The sequence below is a fragment of the Proteus sp. PR00208 genome (assembly GCF_016238545.1).
In the GTDB taxonomy this organism is placed as follows: domain Bacteria; phylum Pseudomonadota; class Gammaproteobacteria; order Enterobacterales; family Enterobacteriaceae; genus Proteus.
In genome coordinates this window covers 50,054-67,442 of sequence record NZ_JAEHQE010000002.1, presented here as the reverse complement: position 1 = coordinate 67,442, position 17,389 = coordinate 50,054, and the positions used below count along the sequence as shown (strand labels likewise).

Genomic DNA, 17,389 nt, shown 5'->3' with positions numbered 1-17,389 from the left:
GAGATGTGAATGTTAAAACGTGAAATGAATATTGCTGATTACGATCCAGAATTATGGAATGCAATGGAAGGTGAAGTGACTCGTCAAGAAGAGCACATCGAACTTATTGCTTCTGAAAACTATACCAGCCCTCGTGTTATGCAGGCGCAGGGATCTCAGCTGACAAATAAATATGCTGAAGGCTATCCGGGTAAACGTTACTACGGTGGTTGTGAGTATGTGGATGTTGTAGAGCAACTGGCTATCGATCGTGCAAAAGCATTATTTGGTGCAGATTACGCTAACGTACAGCCTCACTCAGGCTCTCAAGCGAATGCCGCTGTCTATATGGCATTATTAAAACCAGGTGATACCGTTTTAGGTATGAACCTAGCGCAAGGCGGTCACTTAACTCATGGTTCACCAGTTAACTTTTCTGGTAAACTGTATAATATCGTACCTTATGGTATTGATGAATCAGGTAAAATTGATTACGAAGATATCGCTATTCAGGCTAAAAAACATCAACCAAAAATGATCATCGGTGGTTTCTCTGCTTATTCTGGTCTGGTTGATTGGGCTAAAATGCGCGAAATTGCAGATAGCATTGGTGCATTCTTATTTGTTGATATGGCACACGTAGCAGGTATGGTTGCAGCGGGTGTTTATCCTAACCCAGTTCCTCATGCACATGTTGTTACAACAACAACCCACAAAACTTTAGCGGGTCCACGTGGTGGTCTTATCCTTGCTAAAGGTGGCGACGAAGAGTTTTATAAAAAACTGAACTCTGCTGTATTCCCTGGCTCTCAAGGTGGCCCTTTAATGCATGTTATTGCAGGTAAAGCGGTTGCATTAAAAGAAGCTATGGAGCCAGAATTTAAAGTTTATCAGCAACAAGTTGCGAAAAACTCGAAAGCAATGGTAGAAGTTTTCTTAGATCGCGGTTATAAAGTAGTGTCTGGCGGAACTGAAAACCACCTGTTTTTATTAGATTTAGTCGATAAAGATATTACAGGTAAAGATGCAGATGCTGCACTGGGTCGTGCAAATATCACTGTTAACAAAAACAGCGTACCAAATGATCCACGTAGCCCATTTGTCACTTCTGGTGTTCGTATCGGTTCTCCAGCGATTACACGTCGTGGTTTTAAAGAAGCGGAAGCTCGTGAATTAGCCGGTTGGATGTGTGATGTCCTTGATAATATCAATGATGAAGCGAACATTGAGAAAGTGAAACAAAAAGTCTTGGATATCTGCGCTAAATTTCCAGTTTACGCATAAGTTTGTAACGATATAATAAAACCCGTTGTACAAGCCCGCTTCGAGAACTTGTTCTTGGCGGGTTTTTTTGCATCTTAAAAATGGGGGATTGGATGGTTATTCCATCAACATTGTGGCTTGCCTTAGATTATTTTACTTATTTCTTTTCATACGGCATTTTTTTACCTTTTTGGTCCATATGGCTAAAAGGAGAGGGTGTCGATCCGGCAATGATAGGTCTGTTATTAGGTGTAGGTTTAACTGCACGTTTTGTTGGTAGCCTAATTTTAACGCCTGCGGTAAAAGATCCGTCAAAACTTATCACTGCATTGAGATTATTTGCTTTTCTCTCATTACTTTTTACTGTTGCATTTATGATGGGTAGCCATTGGGCATGGTTATTCTTTGTGATGACAGGATTTAACGTTTTCTTTTCACCAATGGTGCCTTTAGGGGATTCCCTAGCGGGAACGTGGCAAAAACAGTTTCCTTTTGATTATGGAAAAATTCGCGTTTGGGGTTCAATCGCTTTTATTATTAGCTCATCATTGCTAGGTGTTTTAATTGATGCTTTTGGGCATCCCATTATTCTTTATGGATTGATTGCCAGTACTTTTGCACTATTCCTGACATCTATGCTCCGCCCTAAAGTTATGCCACAGGGTAAAGTGAAAAAAGCAGAACACAGTAATGTGTCTTTTATGAAACTCATTTCAGATGGGCCAGTTTGGCGTTTTCTGTTATGTGTCTCTTTACTGCAAGGCGCACACGCAGCTTATTACGGTTTTAGCACACTGTATTGGGAAAAAGCAGGGTATGACACTGCAACAATCGGCTATCTTTGGTCATTAGGTGTGGTTTCAGAGGTAGTTGTTTTTATGCTGAGCCATCGTTTATTCCGTCGTTGGAGCGCAAGAAATTTACTTTTGCTTTCTGCTTTTGCTGGATTTTTACGTTGGGGATTAATGGGGAGTTTTACCGCATTACCCGCGCTTATTGTTGTTCAAATCTTACATAGTGGTACGTTTACAGTGTGCCATTTAGCCGCTATGCGCTTTATTAGTGCGCGTCAAGAGCATGAAATTATTCGCCTGCAAGCCGTTTATTCTGCTTTAGCAATGGGAGGAAGTATTGCGATTATGACGATAGTATCAGGTTGGCTATATGAGAAACTGCCAAATCAAGAATCATTAATTTTCTGGTTAATGGCGGCATTAACTATTCCTGCGATGTTTATAAGACCTCAAGTTAAACCTCAAAATAGTTAACTTGTTCTACATAAGAAAAAGTGCAATAAAAAAGACCATAATATTATGGTCTTTTTCGTTTATATTTTTTATTCGTATCAACGAAATTAACGTTTTAATGCATCTGTTAATTCGCTACGAATTTCAGCTAATAATGCTCTGACAACACGAGGGTTACCTGCAACAATATTACCTGTTTGTAGGTAGCCATGGTTACCTGTAAAGTCAGAAACGATAGCACCTGCTTCACGAGCGATTAATTCGCCACCTAAGAAATCCCAAGGTTTTAAGCCAATCTCAAAGAAACCATCAACACGACCTGCGGCAACATAAGCTAAATCTAATGCCGCTGAGCCTGTGCGACGGAAATCAGCACAAGGTACAAACAGTTTGCCTAACATGTTCATGTAAGCAGCTGAATGTTGCTTGCTTTTGAATGGAAAACCAGTCGCAAGAACAGCACCGTCTAAATCGCGAGCATTAGAGCCACGCAGACGATAACCATTTAATTGTGCGCCTTGACCACGAACGGCTGAGAATAATTCGTTACGCATAGGATCGTAAACAACAGCCACTTCAGTACGGCCTTTAATGCGTACAGCAATAGAAACAGAGAAGTGTGGAAGACGTTTAATGAAGTTAGTCGTGCCATCAAGTGGATCAATAACCCATTGTATGTCGTGATCTTCACCGAGTAACTCGCCATTTTCTTCCGTAATAATGGTGTGTTTTGGATAAGATTTACGGATGATTTCAATGATTGCTTGTTCTGCGTCACGGTCAACGTTAGTGACAAAATCATTGGTACCTTTCTGATTAGTTTCTACAGATTCAGGATTTTCGTAATTTTTGGCGATTAAATTACCAGCCTTACGTGCGGCACGTATGGCAATATTCAGCATCGGATGCATGGTTATCTTCCACAAGATGTTAAAGAACGGGGATAAAAAACGTGCCAGAGTATAACAGGCATTCGTGTTTCTGGCTACAATTGTGATAAAATAGATAGATCACAAAGCAATTAACAAGAAATCAATGTTAGAAAATATTCGCATCATCCTTGTAGAAACCTCGCATACAGGCAATATGGGCTCTACAGCTCGAGCTATGAAAACTATGGGATTAACCAATCTTTATTTTGTTAATCCAAAAGAAAAACCAGATTCGCATTCTATTGCCCTATCCGCGGGTGCAAGTGATGTTATTGGCAATGCACATATTGTTAATAGTATCGATGAAGCGATTGAAGGCTGTGGTTTAGTCATAGGAACAAGTGCCCGTAGCCGTACACTTTCTTGGCCAATGCTTGCACCGCGTGAATGTGGTGAGCGCTGTGTCATGGAAGCTAAAAATAAGCCTGTTGCTATTATTTTTGGTCGTGAACGCACAGGTTTAACCAATGAAGAATTACAAAAATGTGATTTTCATCTGTATGTTCCGACTAATCCAGAATATGGTTCTTTAAATTTAGCAATGGCTGTTCAGCTTGTTAGTTATGAAATTCGTATGGCAGCACTTGCCCAAGAAGAAAAACAAGAGGAAAATAACCCATCAGAGATTGATTATCCACCAGCTGATGATATAGAACGTTTTTACGTTCACTTAGAACAGGTGCTTAATGAATCTGGCTTTATTCGCCCTAAACATCCGGGACAAGTGATGAGCCGTTTACGCCGTCTATTTACGCGTGCGCGCCCAGAAACACAAGAGCTTCATATCTTACGTGGTATTCTGACGTCAGTTGAGAAATGGGCTAAGAAATAGAGGGCAAAGTTGATTAACTTAAGTCAACTTTGGGCTGAGTATAATACTTGACTAAAACACTCGGATAAATAGTTGACTAAATTACTCGGGAATGACACAATTTGATTATTGTTCACCACGGAGTATTTGTTATGAGACTGACATCAAAAGGGCGTTACGCAGTTACTGCAATGCTTGATGTTGCATTGCATTCACAGCAAGGCCCTGTCCCCCTCGCTGATATTTCAGAGCGTCAAGGGATTTCCCTTTCTTATCTTGAGCAGCTTTTCTCACGTTTGCGCAAAAATGAATTAGTCGCAAGTGTTCGTGGTCCTGGTGGCGGCTATTTATTAGGTCGTGATGCAGGGCAAATTTTTGTTGCTCAAGTTATTTCTGCGGTTGATGAATCTGTCGATGCTACCCGTTGTCAGGGTAACAAAGAAGGTTGTCAAGGTGGCGATCGTTGCCTGACTCATACTTTGTGGCGTGATTTAAGTGATCGTATAACCAGTTTCCTAAGCAGTATCAGCCTTGAAGAGTTAGTCAATAACGAAGAGGTTATGGATGTCGCCGATCGTCAAGACAATGAAAAACGCCATGCTATCAATGGTCGTTTACAAGAAACCATTGTTAATATGCGAGTTTAACGGCGATCTCTAGGTAGGCAAAAACAAAATTATTAAAGAAGATCCGTCGTCTTTGGAGTTAGTGAGCAATGAAATTACCCATTTATCTAGATTATTCAGCAACCACTCCCGTTGATCCACGAGTTGCTGAAAAAATGATGCAATGCCTGACTATTGATGGCATTTTTGGTAACCCAGCCTCTCGTTCACACCGTTTTGGTTGGCAAGCAGAAGAAGCTATCGATATTGCACGTAATCAGATTGCTGATTTAATCGGTGCAGATCCTCGTGAAATCGTATTCACATCAGGCGCAACTGAAGCTGATAACCTCGCACTAAAAGGTGTTGCTAACTTTTACCAGAAAAAAGGTAAGCACATCATCACTTCAAAAACTGAACATAAAGCCATTTTAGACACTTGTCGTCAACTTGAGCGTGAAGGTTTTGAAGTGACTTATTTAGCACCAAAAAGTGATGGTCTGATTGACCTGAAAGAGCTTGAAGAAGCGATGCGTGAAGACACTATTTTAGTTTCTATCATGCATGTAAATAACGAAATTGGTGTTGTTCAAGATATTGCTGCTATCGGTGAATTATGCCGTAGCAAAGGTATTGTTTACCACGTAGATGCAACACAAAGCGTGGGTAAACTACCGATTGATCTCTCTAAGTTAAAAGTTGATTTACTTTCTCTTTCTGCGCATAAAGTTTACGGCCCTATGGGTATTGGTGCGCTTTATGTTCGTCGTAAACCACGCATTCGTTTAGAAGCTCAAATGCATGGTGGCGGACATGAGCGTGGTATGCGTTCAGGTACATTAGCCGTTCACCAAATTGTAGGTATGGGCGAAGCTTACCGTATTTTGAAAGAAGAAATGGCTGATGAAACTAAACGCTTAAACGAATTACGTTTACGTTTATGGAATGGCATTAAAGATATCGAAGAAGTTTATATCAACGGTTCTTTAGAACATACTGCGCCAAATATTCTTAATGTGAGCTTCAACTATGTTGAAGGCGAATCATTAATGATGGCACTGAAAGATCTTGCTGTATCTTCAGGCTCTGCCTGTACTTCAGCTAGTTTAGAACCTTCTTATGTATTGCGTGCTTTAGGTTTAACTGATGAACTTGCACACAGTTCTATTCGCTTCTCTCTGGGTCGTTTCACCACTGAAGAAGAAATAGATTATGCAATTGAACAAATCCACAGTGCCATTGGTCGCTTACGTGATCTTTCGCCACTTTGGGATATGCATAAACAAGGTGTTGATATCAACAGCATCGAATGGTCTCACCATTAATCAGACGTTTTCAGGAGTTAAATCATGGCTTACAGCGAAAAAGTAATTGATCATTATGAAAACCCTCGTAATGTGGGATCATTTGATAATAATGACCCTACTGTAGGGAGTGGTATGGTTGGCGCACCTGCTTGTGGTGACGTTATGAAACTGCAAATCAAAGTTGACGATAATGGCGTAATTGAAGATGCGCGTTTTAAAACTTATGGTTGTGGTTCAGCAATTGCATCAAGTTCACTGGTAACAGAATGGATGAAAGGCAAAACATTAGATGAAGCCGAATCTATTAAGAACACAGCAATTGCAGAAGAATTAGAATTACCACCAGTGAAAATTCACTGTTCAATTCTTGCAGAAGATGCAATAAAAGCAGCGATTGCAGACTATAAAAGCAAACGCCAAGGCAAGTAATTGTCTTTTATAATAAAAAAATAAAATATTGGCGGATGCTGAAACTTTTTTTCAGTATCCGCTTTCGTTCTTTATGAGTGAGGTGTGCCATGTCAATTTCCCTTACAGAATCCGCCGCTAATCGAGTTCGCTCTTTCTTATCTAATCGTGGAAAAGGTGAAGGTTTGCGTTTAGGCGTAAGAACATCTGGTTGTTCTGGAATGGCTTATGTTCTTGAGTTTGCTGATGTCATCAATGACGAAGATACTGTTTTTGAAGACAAAGGTGTGAAAGTTATCGTTGATGGTAAAAGCATGGTCTATTTAGATGGAACAGAGCTTGATTTCGTCAAAGAAGGATTAAACGAAGGCTTTAAATTTAACAACCCAAATGTATCGAATGAGTGTGGTTGTGGTGAGAGCTTCACTGTGTAATTTGTGTTAAAACACAGTATTAACGTTAATTAATCCAAGAGTAGATGTATGGACTATTTCACACTATTAGGCATGCCTAATCGTTTTGATATTGATAAACAGCAACTTGCTACACGTTATCAAGATATGCAGCGTCAATATCACCCAGATCGTTTTGCAGGTCAGTCTGAAAAAGAACAGGCTCAAGCAATCTCGCTTGCTTCAACCATCAATCAGGCTTATCAGACCTTAAAAAATCCACTCTCAAGAGCTGAATACATGCTCTCATTACACGGTATCGATATTGCTAATGAGCAACAAACGATGCACGATACTGCATTTTTAATGGAGCAACTCACATTACGTGAAGAGCTGGATAACATCGAACACAGTGCTGAAGCCGAAAGTTTGTTAGCCGATTTTTCTGCGCGTTTAGAAAAAATGTACACAGTACGCCATGATGAAATGGTCAAAACGTTAGATAATCAAACTTGGGATATTGCTGCAGATAATGTGAGAAAATTGCGTTTTCTCGCAAAATTAAAAGAGCAAGTAGAGCAACTTGAAGAACGCTTGTTTGATGGTTTTTAAGGGAAATAGTTATGTCATTATTACAAATTAGTGAACCGGGTCAAACGCCTGCACCGCACCAGCGCCGACTTGCAGCGGGTATTGATTTAGGTACGACACACTCATTAGTTGCCACTGTACGTAGTGGGCAAGCCGAAGCGCTTTCAGACAGCGAAGGTCGCTATTTATTGCCATCTGTTGTGCAGTATCAAGTTGATAATATCAATGTTGGTTGGAATGCTAAAAAAGAAGCAGAAAAAGATCCTGCTAACACGATAAGCTCAATAAAAAGAATGGTGGGTCGCTCACTGAGTGATGTGACAAGCCGTTATCCAAACCTTCCTTATCATTTTCATGAAAATGACAACGATCTGCCATTAATTAAAACCGCAGCAGGTATTGTCGATCCTATCCAAGTCTCCTCTGACATATTAAAAACATTAGCAGAGCGCGCGATACAATCATTAGGTGGCGAACTTGATGGTGTTGTTGTTACTGTGCCTGCTTATTTTGATGATGCTCAACGTCAAGGCACAAAAGAAGCGGCTCGTCGTGCGGGTTTACATGTTCTACGTTTATTAAATGAACCAACAGCGGCAGCTATTGCTTATGGTCTAGATTCAGGAAAAGAAGGCACCATCGTTGTTTATGATTTAGGTGGTGGTACTTTTGATATCTCTGTTTTGCGTTTAACTAAAGGCGTTTTTGAAGTCTTAGCGACTGGCGGTGATACTGCCTTAGGTGGTGATGATTTCGATATGATGCTGGCAGACTGGATAAGAGAACGTGCTGGTTTTGGTCATCAAAAAGATGCTGTATTACAACGTCAATTACTAGATGTTGCATCAGAAACCAAAATTGCATTGAGTGATAACGATGTTGCAGATATCAACATTAATGGATGGAAAGGTGAGATCACTCGTGCTGAGTTTGAATCATTAATTCAATCATTAGTGAAACGTACATTATTATCTGTTCGCCGTGCATTAAAAGACGCGGATGTTGAAATAGATGAAGTTCTAGAAGTGGTTATGGTTGGTGGTTCAACACGAGTGCCATTAGTTCGTCAAATGGTGGGTGATTATTTTAAACGAGAACCGTTAACCTCTATCGATCCAGATAAAGTGGTTGCCATTGGTGCTTCAATCCAAGCTGATATTTTGGTGGGCAATAAACCGGATAGCGAAATGCTATTGCTAGATGTTATTCCGCTTTCTCTTGGTCTTGAAACAATGGGCGGATTAGTTGAAAAAGTGATCCCTCGCAATACCACGATTCCTGTTGCCCGAGCGCAAGAATTTACGACATTCAAAGATGGTCAAACGGCAATGAGTGTTCACGTTGTTCAAGGTGAACGTGAAATGGTGAGTGATTGTCGTTCTTTAGCACGTTTCACATTACGTGGAATTCCTCCAATGGCTGCGGGTGGCGCACATATTCGTGTCACTTTCCAAGTTGATGCTGATGGTTTACTCAGTGTCAGTGCAATGGAAAAATCAACGGGTGTTGAAGCCTCAGTACAAGTCAAACCGTCTTATGGTCTTAGTGATACTGAAATCGCTAAGATGATCCAATCTTCGATGGAAAATGCCCAAGAAGATTTACGAGCTCGCCGTCTAGCCGAGCAAAAAGTCGAAGCAGCTCGCGTGTTAGAAAGTTTAACTGCAGCATTAGAAGAAGATGCTCATCTGTTAAATGAAGATGAGAAAATGGCTATCGACAAAGTTGTAGATACCTTAATAGAGAGCGTTGAAGGAACAGATCCTGTTGCTATTGAAAACGCGATTAAACTACTGGATAAGCAAACTCAGGATTTTGCAGCGCGTCGTATGGATTCATCTATTCGACAAGCGTTGGCAGGTCATTCTGTGGATGAGATATAACTATGCCTAAAATTGTATTTTTACCCCATAGCACACTGTGCCCTGAAGGTGCTGTTGTTGAGGCAACAGAAGGTGAGTCTATTCTAGATGTTGCATTACGCAACGGCATCGAAATTGAACATGCTTGTGAAATGTCTTGTGCATGTACAACTTGTCACTGTGTAGTGCGTGAAGGTTTTGATTCACTAGAAGAGAGCTCTGAGCTTGAAGACGACATGTTAGATAAAGCATGGGGTTTAGAGCCAGAAAGCCGCTTGAGTTGCCAAGCAAAAGTGACTGACGAAGATTTAGTTGTTGAGATCCCTAAATATTCGATTAATCACGCAAGAGAGCATTAATTTTAGGAGCCGAGCATGAAATGGAGTGACACGCGTGAAATAGGGGAAGCATTATTTGATCTTTACCCTGACACTGATCCTAAAACGGTACGCTTTACTGATATGCATCAGTGGATTTGTGATTTAGAAGATTTTGATGATGATCCACAGAAATCCAATGAAAAAATTCTTGAGGCTATTTTACTTGTTTGGCTTGATGAATTTGAATAATTGCTGACATCGTAAATTTAAAAGACTAGCTAATTGCTGGTCTTTTTGCATTATGGCTTTTCTCACTTTGCTTTATCAGTGATTTAAAAATAACCATAAAGAGGGAAGTATGGGGATTTTATTGTGCGATCTTCTTCGAGGAATATCATGTAAATACGTAAGATCACTGGATGATAATGGTGACCTCTTTGTTTTTGCAGTAAATTGATCACGCTAAACGGTAAATATCTGGTAGTCTGAATAGGTTAACTGCCACCAGTAATAATAAGTGAGACAATAAATGAATAAACAAATTATGCCTATCATGCTGTCAAATGAACCTGCTGCTGCATGTTGGGGTGAAAAAGCACTAATTAGCACTAGCGAAACCGGCATGACAATCCACTTAACGGAAGAAAACCGTTTAGGCGCTATTCAGCGTGGTGGACGTAAAGTTGATGGCCAAGGTATTCGTAATGTTGCACTTGTTGGCGAAGGCTGGGATTTAGAACGTAGTTGGGCTTTCTGGTTAGGATTTAGAGCACCTAAAGGCGCTCGTTCAATCGAATGGCCACAATTAAAGGATGCAGATAAACACGAACTAGAATCACGTATTCGCATCGTTGATTGGGTTAGAGATACCATCAATACACCAGCTGAAGAATTAGGGCCTGAACAACTAGCACAACGCACAGTTGATCTGTTCTGTGGTCTTGATAAAGAAGATATTAGCTATAAGATCACCAAAGGTGTTGATCTGCGCGATCAAAACTATGCCGGTATTTATACAGTAGGACGAGGCTCTTCTCGTGATCCTGTCTATTTAGCATTAGATTTCAATCCAACAAAAGATAGCAATGCCCCTGTATTTGCTTGTTTAGTCGGTAAAGGTATTACTTTTGACTCAGGTGGTTATAGCATCAAACCTTCATCATCCATGAATTCAATGAAAGCCGATATGGGTGGTGCAGCAACCTTAGCAGGTGCTTTAGCATTAGCGGTTACTCGTGGTTTAAATAAACGCGTAAAACTACTGCTCTGCATCGCAGATAATATGGTCAGCGGTAATGCCTTTAAATTAGGTGATATTATTCGTTACCGTAATGGCAAATCAGTTGAAATCATGAATACAGATGCTGAAGGCCGTTTAGTTTTAGCTGATGGTTTAATTGATGCAAGCAATATTGCACCAGAGCTGATTATCGATGCAGCAACATTAACGGGTGCAGCTAAAGTTGCAGTAGGTAATGACTATCACTCTGTATTAAGTTTTGATGATAAATTAGCAGCAGATCTACTGACTAGCGCTGAACAAGAAAATGAATTGTTCTGGCGTCTACCATTAGCGGATTTCCATCGTAGTCAATTACCTTCTAGCTTCGCTGATTTAAATAATATCGCAGCACCTTCTCATACTGCAGGTGCAAGTACTGCGGCTGCATTCTTATCGCACTTTGTCACTAACTACAAAAAAGGTTGGGTACATATCGACTGTTCAGCAACGTACAGAAAATCTTCTGTAGAGCAATGGGCGGCAGGTGCTACGGGTTACGGTGTACGTTCTATCGCGAATCTGTTATTAGCAAAAGCAAAATAATAAACGTTATTTGATTTGGAGTTTGTAATGGGTGTATCTGAACAATTTGAGACACAAGAAATTGTTTCTGTTGAAGGTTCTTCTTTAAAGTTGAGTGTTCTAGAGCCACAACCTGAAAAATTAACAACCGCGCTTAGCGAGTTTTTTGGTGAACATAAACCGATCCGCCGCGCCTTTATTGTTAATGCTCAGGAGCAAGATGATGAAGAGTCATTTTATCTTATTGGTTTAGAAATAACGGGTGAAGAAGATGTGATCATGCAGATACTCCCACAAGCGGCTGAATCGGCTTTTGAATATTTAGAAGAAGGACAATCTCTAGATTTTTGCTTTGTGAATAAAGATGAAAAAGGCGTGAGTCATTTTATGATCCACCATGTATCACCTTTTTATCAACGCAAACTAGGGGGATTCTTAAGAAAAGGCATCCCAATAGTTAATTTGGATAGTTAATACAGCCCTCTAAATTTAGGCGATATCTCATCAGATATCGCTTTTTTTTATCTTATAATAGAAAATTGACTAAATTAGCAAATTGTTTGCATTTTTATATAACGCTTTGTTTTAGCTAGGTTTTGTTTTTAAAGTAAAAATAAGACGACTTTGTGTTGTAATTTATTTCGTCTTACGCGGTAAAAGATAGCTTATTAAGTTATTCTTTATCTTATTAGTATAAAAAAATACATATATTATCTCTGCCTGCATAGAACATCGCATTATTCAGGGGTTGAATTAAAGGAAATGGATATGAACCAAAACCAATTTAGACAATATACAGAAAAGAGAGGCTATCGTTGGAGCTCTCTTGCTGTTGTATTGGCATCAGCATTGGCTCTCACAGGTTGTGATGATAAAACGGATGAAAACACATCATCTGCTGATAAGACGCAAAATACACAAGTGACAGAGCAAAAAGATACCGCTCAGAGCACATCAGGTACTGCAACTCAAATAAGCGAAAAACCAGCAGTTACAACAAAAACGAATAACGAAACTGCATTAAAAAGTAAAGAAGTCCGTGATGAGTTGGCAATGCGTTTTGCTGGAAAAGAAGTCACCGTATTAGATGCATCAGAATTACAGCGTGATGGTGCGAGCACAATGGTTGTGACTTTTTCTGTACCGCTTGATCCTGACCAAAAGTTTGATGATGTTATTCATCTTGTTGATACCAAAAAAGGGAAATTAGAAGGTGCGTGGGAGCTATCTGATAACCTAATGGAACTACGTTTCCGTCATTTACCACCATCAACAGAATTAAATTTAACTATTGATGAAAAAATAAAAGGTATTAATGAACGTACATTAACGACACCTTTTAGCCAGAAACTAACAACAGAAGAAATTTTCCCATCTGTTGGCTTTACCAGTAAAGGATCGTTACTGCCACTTGAAGCGGCTGAAGGTCTACCCATCATTGCGTTAAATGTGGGGCAAGTTGACGTAAACTTTTTCCGTGTTAAAGATGAGCAATTAGCCCAATTCTTAACGCAATGGGAAAGCCGTTCTAATATTAACTATTGGGAATCAGATGAGTTTTTATCTCAAGCTGATCTGGTTTATACCGGTCGCTTTGAATTAAACACAGAAACAAATACCCGTGAAAACGTGTTGTTACCGCTAAAATCAATAGATGCCCTGAAAAAAGAGGGTGCCTACATTGCGGTTATGCAACAAGCGGGTAAGTATTCTTATACGGTGCCAGCAACGGTATTTACATTTAGTGATATCGGACTGTCGATGCACAGTTATCTTGATACGTTAGATATCTTTACCCAATCACTTAAAAATGGTTCTGCATTAGATAAAGTAGAAATTCGCCTATTAGATGAAAAAGGTGGATTGATTTCTAAAGCACAGACAGATAGCCAAGGGCATGCCACACTTGAGAAAAGTGATAAAGCACGTTTATTAATGGCTATTCGTGATGGGCAAACCAGTATGATTGACTTGCGTAAACCTGCGCTTGATCTGTCTGAATTTGATATTGGTGGCCCACAAGGTTATAGCAAACAGTTTTTTGCTTTCGGCCCACGTGATCTCTATCGTCCCGGTGAAACATTGATCGTTAACGCATTGCTACGTGACGGTGATGGTAATCCTATTAAAGAGCAACCTGTTAAAGTCGATCTGCTTAAAACAGACGGGCAAGTGTCTCGTAGTTTTGTTTGGCAACCTGAAAAGGGGCTTTACCAATTAAAATTAGTTATTCCTGCGGATGAAAATACTGGTACACGTACCTTACGTTTTGATGTAGGCGATGGTACACCTCGTTTCTATGAGTTTCAGGTCGAAGATTTTATGCCAGAACGTATGGCATTAGAAATCACTGGTAAGAAAGGCATTTTATTGAGTGGTAATGACGCTTATTTTGACATTAAGGGTCGCTATCTTTATGGCGCACCAGCTGCCGATAATCGCTTACAAGGGCAAGTCTTCTTAAAAGCCTCTCGTGAAGCTGTCAGTAAATTACCTGGATATGAATTTGGTACTGTAAAAGATGAAAACTTCAGCCGTCTACTGGATGAGTTTGAACTTAATTTAGACTCTGATGGTGAAGGTGAGTTAAGTGTTGATAGTGAACGCTACGCTGAGTTGAAATCACCTATCAATATTATTCTACAAGCAAGCTTACTTGAAGCGGGTGGACGTCCTGTTACTCGTCGTTATCAACAAGCAGTTTGGCCTGCCACTCATCTTGCGGGTATTCGTCCTGTCTTTTCTAAAAAAGAAGTCTACGATTATCGTACAGACAAATATAAATCAGGTTATAGCGTTGATGAAAACTCAATGGCTGAATTTGAAATTGTCTATACAGACCAAGACGGCAAAAAACTACCTGCTAATGATCTGAAAGTGAAGTTTATCTATGAACGCCATGATTATTACTGGCGTTGGTCTAGTTCGAATGGCTGGGAATCTGGCTATAACGAAAAAGATCTGCAAATGGATGAGCAAACAATTAAGATTGCGAAAGATGGCACCGCAAAAGTGGCATTCCCTGTTGAGTGGGGCTCTTATCGTATTGAAGTTGTTGATCCTAAAACAGAATTAGTTAGTAGCCTACGTTTCTGGGCAGGTTATTCTTGGATGGATAACACTGGTGGAACAGGCGCGGTAAGACCAGACCAAGTTAAATTGAAACTGGATAAAGATGGTTATTTACCGGGCGAAAAAGTTAAGTTAAACATTGTTGCACCTCATCCGGGTAAAGGTTATGTGTTACTTGAATCAAGTAATGGACCTTTATGGTGGCAGGAAATTGATGTACCAGAAAAAGGGCTTGATGTTGAAGTGCCTATTAATAAAGAGTGGGCAAGACACGATCTCTATCTGACTTCTGTTGTTGTAAGACCAGGAGATACTTCAAAACAAGCGACAGTAAAACGTGCTGTGGGTATTTTGCATTTACCATTACAGGATAAAAACCGTCGGATTGATATTTCACTTGATGCACCTGAAAAAATTCGCCCTAACCAAGATTTAAAAATTCGTATTAAAGCGAATCCAGTTGCTGGTCAGCCATTACCTGAAAATATTAATGTATTAGTTTCTGCGGTTGATACTGGTGTATTGAATATCACAGAGTATAAAACCCCTGATCCTTACGATGCCTTCTTTGGTCGTAAACGTTATAGCATTGACCAATATGATGTTTACGGTCAATTAATTGAAGGGCAAGGTCGCTTAGCTAACTTGCGTTTTGGTGGTGATGGTGGTGAAGCTGCCGCATTATCTCGTGGTGGCAAAAAGCCATTAACTGATGTGCAAATTATTGCTCAACAAACAGCTCCTGTAAAATTAAATGCTCAAGGTGAGGGCGAAGTTTCTTTGCCTATTCCAGAGTTTAATGGTGAAGTTCGTTTAATGGCGCAAGCTTGGACTGCGGATAAATTTGGTAGTCAGGAAGGTAAAGTTGTTATTGCTGCACCTTTAGTGACTCAGCTTTCATTACCTCGCTTTATGGCTGGTGGTGATAATGCACTTTTATCGTTAGATTTAACCAATCTGACAGATGATGCACAATCTATTACCTTAAATTATACCGCTTCAGGGTTGGTGGGGTTAGGTGGCGCTGAAAGCAAAACTGTCTCGCTAACGAAAGGTGAACGTACTCAAATTCAAATCCCAGTAAAAGCGAAACATGGCTTTGGTCAGGGGGAATTCTCACTGTCTATTTATGGTATTAAAGTACCAGGTGAAGAGATTAAACCTTATCACAATACATGGAATATTGGTGTTCGCCCTGCATTCCCAGCAGAAACTATTCATTATGCAAGCACATTGCAAGATGGTGATACTTGGCGCTTACCATCAGAAATTTTAAGTCGCTTTAATAGCTCAACGCTTGAAGGTGAGTTATTACTAACAAGCCGTCCTCCGTTACAAGTGGCGCGTTATGTTAGAGAGCTATTTGCTTATCCTTATGGTTGCTTAGAACAAACAGTCAGCGGGCTTTATCCTTCACTGTATTCAACAGAAAAAGAGTTGAAACAGTTGGGAATTAAAACGCAAACTGATGCTGATAGAAAAGCGGCTATTGATAAAGGTATTGCTCATCTGCTGACGATGCAAAAGTCAGAAGGCGGATTCTCTTTATGGGATCAGGGTGGACGTGAAGAATATTGGTTAACCGCTTATGCGACTGACTTCTTATTCCGTGCGTCACAACAAGGTTATTCAGTTCCAACTGATTCATTAAAACGTGCGAATGATCGTTTATTACGTTATTTACAAGATAAAAGCTTAGTTAACTATGAATATGCGGTTAATCAAGATGCAGCACGTTTCTCAGCAAGGGCTTATGCCGCGTTAGTATTAGCTAATCAGCAAAAAGCACCTTTAGGTGAATTACGTCGTCTCTATCTTGAGCGTAATCAAGCAGGAAGTGGTTTAGCCTTAGTTCAGTTAGGTATCGCATTAAAACTGATGGGGGATGGCAGCCGCGCTGAAAGCTTGATTGCTGAAGGTGTGACAACAACGCGTAAATATAATTATGGATTGGGCGACTACGGTAGCACCATTCGTGACCAAGCATTAATTATTGCATTGTTAAGTGAAAATAACCTTGAAACACAATCTCGTGATGCAAGTGTGATGACACTATCTGATAACTTAACAAGCCGTGAATGGTTCTCAACCCAAGAAAGTAACTCGTTATACCTTGCTGGGCGCTTCTTTATTAATATGGCAGAACAGCCTTGGGAAGTTGCTGTTAATCGTCAAGTTCCCGCAATCAGTAGCGATCGTGCAGTCAATGAGACATTAACATCAGCACAATTACAAGAAGGCTTAGAGCTAAATAATCGTGGTGGTGCCGCGATTTATTCTCGTATGAATATCGTGGGCTATCCTAAAGTGGCTCCTGCTCCTTATAGTAATATATTAAATATCCATCGCAGTTATTATGATTTGAAAGGAAACCGCGTTCATCCTAATCGCTTACAAAGTGGTGAAATGCTGGTGGTTAAACTGGAAGTTTCTGCTGATAGAGACGTACCTGATGCATTAGTTGTTGATTTATTACCAGCTGGTCTTGAAATCGAAAACCAAAACTTAGCATCAAGTAGTGCAAGCTTAAGTGATAGTGCTGCAGACTTGCAGGAATTTATCGACGATATGGGACAAGCGAATATCAAACATCTTGAGTATCGAGATGATCGCTTTGTTGCTGCTATCTCTGTTGATAAATATCGCCCTACGACATTGCTCTATTTAGCAAGAGCTGTAACACCAGGTAACTATCAAGTACCACCACCACAAGTTGAATCCATGTATGTGCCTTATTGGCGTGCAATAGGATCAACAGAAACCAAGATTGACGTTGTTCCTTAAATCTTGTAGCCC

Annotated in this window: 15 protein-coding genes; 14 read left to right on the top strand and 1 reads right to left on the bottom strand. The window is 40.1% G+C overall.

Features of this window, described 5'->3' with window-relative positions:
- Nucleotides 1-9: 9 nt before the first annotated feature.
- Complete coding sequence (glyA, locus tag JEP36_RS02620; protein ID WP_088495048.1) at nt 10-1,263, top strand: serine hydroxymethyltransferase; 1,254 nt, start codon at nt 10-12, stop codon at nt 1,261-1,263.
- A 92-nt stretch (nt 1,264-1,355) separates the two neighbouring features.
- Nucleotides 1,356-2,510, top strand: coding sequence for a 3-phenylpropionate MFS transporter (locus JEP36_RS02615; protein WP_198629844.1), 1,155 nt, complete (start codon nt 1,356-1,358; stop codon nt 2,508-2,510).
- An 86-nt stretch (nt 2,511-2,596) separates the two neighbouring features.
- Here the strand turns inward: JEP36_RS02615 and suhB are convergent, their stop codons facing one another.
- Nucleotides 2,597-3,400, bottom strand: coding sequence for an inositol-1-monophosphatase (gene suhB, locus JEP36_RS02610; RefSeq protein ID WP_198629843.1), 804 nt, complete (start codon nt 3,398-3,400; stop codon nt 2,597-2,599).
- 124 nt (nt 3,401-3,524) lie between these two features.
- Between suhB and trmJ the strand changes: the two genes are divergently transcribed.
- The 12 genes from trmJ (at nt 3,525) to JEP36_RS02550 (ending at nt 17,377) form a co-directional block, all read left to right on the top strand.
- The gene (gene trmJ / locus JEP36_RS02605) at nt 3,525-4,253 is read left to right on the top strand and encodes a tRNA (cytosine(32)/uridine(32)-2'-O)-methyltransferase TrmJ (protein WP_109370966.1); all 729 of its coding nucleotides are present in this window, start codon (nt 3,525-3,527) and stop codon (nt 4,251-4,253) included.
- Nucleotides 4,254-4,384: 131 nt separating this feature from the next.
- Nucleotides 4,385-4,879, top strand: a complete 495-nt coding sequence (gene iscR / locus JEP36_RS02600; protein WP_006533450.1) for a Fe-S cluster assembly transcriptional regulator IscR — start codon at nt 4,385-4,387, stop codon at nt 4,877-4,879.
- Between the two features lie 68 nt (nt 4,880-4,947).
- Nucleotides 4,948-6,162: an IscS subfamily cysteine desulfurase gene (locus JEP36_RS02595; protein ID WP_100158398.1), complete on the top strand. Its 1,215-nt coding sequence runs from the start codon at nt 4,948-4,950 to the stop codon at nt 6,160-6,162.
- A gap of 24 nt (nt 6,163-6,186) precedes the next feature.
- Nucleotides 6,187-6,573: a Fe-S cluster assembly scaffold IscU gene (iscU, locus tag JEP36_RS02590; RefSeq protein ID WP_006533447.1), complete on the top strand. Its 387-nt coding sequence runs from the start codon at nt 6,187-6,189 to the stop codon at nt 6,571-6,573.
- A gap of 89 nt (nt 6,574-6,662) precedes the next feature.
- The gene (iscA, locus tag JEP36_RS02585; RefSeq protein WP_006533446.1) at nt 6,663-6,986 is read left to right on the top strand and encodes an iron-sulfur cluster assembly protein IscA; all 324 of its coding nucleotides are present in this window, start codon (nt 6,663-6,665) and stop codon (nt 6,984-6,986) included.
- A 48-nt stretch (nt 6,987-7,034) separates the two neighbouring features.
- Nucleotides 7,035-7,556, top strand: coding sequence for a co-chaperone HscB (gene hscB / locus JEP36_RS02580; protein WP_100158400.1), 522 nt, complete (start codon nt 7,035-7,037; stop codon nt 7,554-7,556).
- A gap of 11 nt (nt 7,557-7,567) precedes the next feature.
- The gene (hscA, locus tag JEP36_RS02575; RefSeq protein ID WP_198629842.1) at nt 7,568-9,418 is read left to right on the top strand and encodes a Fe-S protein assembly chaperone HscA; all 1,851 of its coding nucleotides are present in this window, start codon (nt 7,568-7,570) and stop codon (nt 9,416-9,418) included.
- 2 nt (nt 9,419-9,420) lie between these two features.
- A complete protein-coding gene (gene fdx / locus JEP36_RS02570) occupies nt 9,421-9,756 on the top strand; it encodes an ISC system 2Fe-2S type ferredoxin (protein WP_198619730.1) in 336 nt (111 codons plus the stop codon).
- A 15-nt stretch (nt 9,757-9,771) separates the two neighbouring features.
- Nucleotides 9,772-9,966 (top strand): Fe-S cluster assembly protein IscX, encoded by a 195-nt coding sequence (gene iscX / locus JEP36_RS02565; RefSeq protein WP_006533441.1) that lies wholly within the window; start codon nt 9,772-9,774, stop codon nt 9,964-9,966.
- A gap of 280 nt (nt 9,967-10,246) precedes the next feature.
- Nucleotides 10,247-11,542 (top strand): aminopeptidase PepB, encoded by a 1,296-nt coding sequence (pepB, locus tag JEP36_RS02560; protein ID WP_198629841.1) that lies wholly within the window; start codon nt 10,247-10,249, stop codon nt 11,540-11,542.
- A 27-nt stretch (nt 11,543-11,569) separates the two neighbouring features.
- On the top strand, nt 11,570-11,995 hold the full coding sequence (locus JEP36_RS02555) for an enhanced serine sensitivity protein SseB C-terminal domain-containing protein (protein ID WP_196534111.1): 426 nt from the start codon (nt 11,570-11,572) through the stop codon (nt 11,993-11,995).
- 288 nt (nt 11,996-12,283) lie between these two features.
- Nucleotides 12,284-17,377 carry an alpha-2-macroglobulin gene (locus JEP36_RS02550; protein WP_198629840.1) on the top strand — a complete coding sequence of 1,698 codons (5,094 nt, stop codon included), beginning with the start codon at nt 12,284-12,286 and terminating at the stop codon, nt 17,375-17,377.
- Nucleotides 17,378-17,389: the final 12 nt, after the last annotated feature.